Origin of the sequence: Marinobacterium profundum (genome assembly GCF_001528745.1) — a bacterium.
In the GTDB taxonomy this organism is placed as follows: domain Bacteria; phylum Pseudomonadota; class Gammaproteobacteria; order Pseudomonadales; family Balneatricaceae; genus Marinobacterium_A; species Marinobacterium_A profundum.
This window is the reverse complement of the sequence record NZ_BCNS01000194.1, coordinates 1-2,567: the sequence shown is the minus strand read 5'-3', so window position 1 is coordinate 2,567 and position 2,567 is coordinate 1. Positions and strand designations below refer to the sequence as shown.

Annotated in this window: 3 protein-coding genes; all 3 read right to left on the bottom strand. The window is 57.1% G+C overall.

The window, feature by feature from the left end; genetic code table 11:
- Window positions 1-334: 334 nt before the first annotated feature.
- Window positions 335-1,159, bottom strand: a complete 825-nt coding sequence (locus MPRO_RS21745; protein ID WP_067298272.1) for a TIM barrel protein — start codon at window positions 1,157-1,159, stop codon at window positions 335-337.
- A 106-nt stretch (window positions 1,160-1,265) separates the two neighbouring features.
- On the bottom strand, window positions 1,266-2,276 hold the full coding sequence (gene iolG / locus MPRO_RS21740; RefSeq protein ID WP_067298270.1) for a bifunctional inositol 2-dehydrogenase/D-chiro-inositol 1-dehydrogenase: 1,011 nt from the start codon (window positions 2,274-2,276) through the stop codon (window positions 1,266-1,268).
- A 92-nt stretch (window positions 2,277-2,368) separates the two neighbouring features.
- Window positions 2,369-2,567, bottom strand: a 199-nt coding sequence (locus tag MPRO_RS21735; RefSeq protein WP_162492536.1) for a TIM barrel protein, incomplete at its 5' end; no start/stop codon positions are given.

The window sequence follows — 2,567 nt, the reverse complement described above, 5'->3', positions numbered from 1 at the left end:
CTTCACCCAACCTACCCGGCTGCGATCTAGCCTGATGCAAGCGTTTGACAGCGCCATCGCGTCATAAGACGTGCAATAAATCGTCGCAAGGAACAGCCTTCGCCCGGGGGCCGGGCTCCTACGGTTCAGGCAGCACCGAAGAATAACGGGATGATATACCAATTTCCCAACTCACCAATAAACGCGGCATGCCGAAAACATCCCATTAAAACCCATCAATAAAAAGGGCGATGAGTTCACTCATCGCCCTTTTTATTAACCAACATATTATTTACCGGCCTAGCCTCCGCACTCACCCCACGAGCGGCAAGCGCATCACAGCCTCACTATTAAATCAGGCCGCATCCAGCCGCTGGCTGATGTAACGAATGCTCTGCTCCAGCGCTACCAGAGGTTCGGCCAGGCCGGTGACTTCGCTTGAGAACGGCTCAAACGAAATATAACCGCTGTAGCCGCCCTCTAGCAGCGCCCGAATCTGACCAACATTGCCCAGGCGATCTTTGGGCCCGACCAGTACACGGTGGGCATCCAGCATGTCATCAAAGGAAATGGCGGCATCTTCCACGCCGGAGATATGTACCAGCCCGGTATGCTGCGGGAAGAATTCGGTTTCAGCCGCGCCCTGGTGGTGGAAGGTATCATGCACCAGGCCAAAGCGGTCTTCCGCGTCCAGCGCCTTGATCGCCGCCACGGCATCCTGTTTCAGGCGCAGTGAGGAGATTGGAAAGCCCAGCGGCTCCACAAAGCCCTTGAGATTGTATTTTTCCAGGATCGGTTTGATAGCGGTCAGTGCTTCCAGCAGGCCGGCCGCTTTCTGCGCGTCTGTGGTCTTATAGGCGCCATCGTTCAGCGGGCACATTACCAGACCCTTGGCGCCACAGGCGCTGGCCAGCTGGGCCAGTTTTTCGGCCGCTTCAGCCCGCTCCTCGTTCCAGATATTGAACGGATAGAGCGCATTGATGCTGAGAATCTCGATATCGAGTTCTTCTGCGCGCGCACCGATGGCGCGGGCGTTTTCCAGCTCAGTGACGCTGTTGTGCTGCACATCGTTGCGCAGTTCAACCGCCTTGAGGCCCAGCGCCTTGGCGGCGTCGAGCAATTCGAACGCCGTCATGGACGGTGCGACCATATGGTTAAGGGAGAATTTCAGTGGCTGCATGGACGTTATCCTGGGCAAATTTATCCGACGCCCCCTTGGGTGCAAGGCTCAGCGCCGGATAACACAAATTGATGGAAGGGAAAGATCGCGGCTCAGTTATAGCTGCTCAGTTATAAAAGGCCGGGCGCTCGACCATCACCACCGGTTCCACCTGGCCGCTTTCCTGCGCCGTTACGGCGGCATCGGCGGCAACGGCGGCGGCATATCCGTCCCAGGAGCTTGGGCCGCCAATGGCGTCTTTCTCACAGCCACGAATGAAGTCCTGCAGCTCGATGTCGTAGGACTCGATAAAGCGGTCTTTCCAGTCCATCAGCACTTCGTTATAAAGCTTGGCGCCTTTGCGCATCAGCAGGCTCTGGGGTTCCGGCAGGTTGGCTATGCCTTCTTCGCCCACCACCGAGCACTGGATGTCATAGCCGTACTGACAGTTAACGAAGATTTCCAGGTCGATACGCACACCCTTAAGGGTTTCAATCAGCAGAATCTGCGGGTCGGCCAGGTGGTCGAAAGCATGCCTGGTGCGCCTTGGGTAGACCACCTGCATGGTTTTGTAGTCGTCATCCAGCAACCAGCGCAGGGCATCCAGCTCATGGATGGCCGTGTCGACAATCGCCATGCTGGTAACGTAACGATCCGGCACTGTGGGGTTGCGGTGCGCGCAGTGCAGCATCAGCGGCGTGCCAATGTCGTTGTTGTCGATGCTCTGTTTGAGCTGCTGATAACCCTTGTCGTAGCGGCGCATAAAACCAACCTGCACCAGACGCTTGCCGGCGGCCACTTCAGCCTTGACGATATTCAGGCAGCCCTCGGCGGTTACTGCCAGCGGCTTCTCACAGAAGACGTACTTGCCAGCGGCAATGGCCGCCAGTACGAACTCTTCGTGGGTCGGGCCCCAGGAGCACACCAGCACGGCATCCACATTCGGCGCTGCGATCAGCTCAAGGCCGTTGGCATAGACTTCGGCCTGCAGACCCAGACGCTCAACCACGCTGCGCGCCTGTTCCATGTTCACATCTGTTACCGCTACGATCTGGCCACCTGCCAGCGTCTCGGTAATACGGCGAGCATGATCCTCGCCAATTGCGCCTGTACCTATTACACCGATGTTAATTGTCATAGCGGACTCGTCACTGTTGGATTATTGGTATTTTTTTAAACCGACGGGCACCTTTTAGGGCGCCCATGTGGAACGGATACATGGTGGATCTGTTACTTGAAATACTTGTCGACGTAGCGCTGCATTTCCTCGCGCATGTAGCGCGATGAGGCTTCGGCGCGCTCTTCCCAGGCGAACACGCAGCTCGACAACACGCCATCAAAACCGATTTCGCTCAGGGTGCTGAAGAAGATGTCCCAGTCGATCTCGCCCTCACCCATGTCCAGATGCTGATGCACCCGCGCCTGGGAG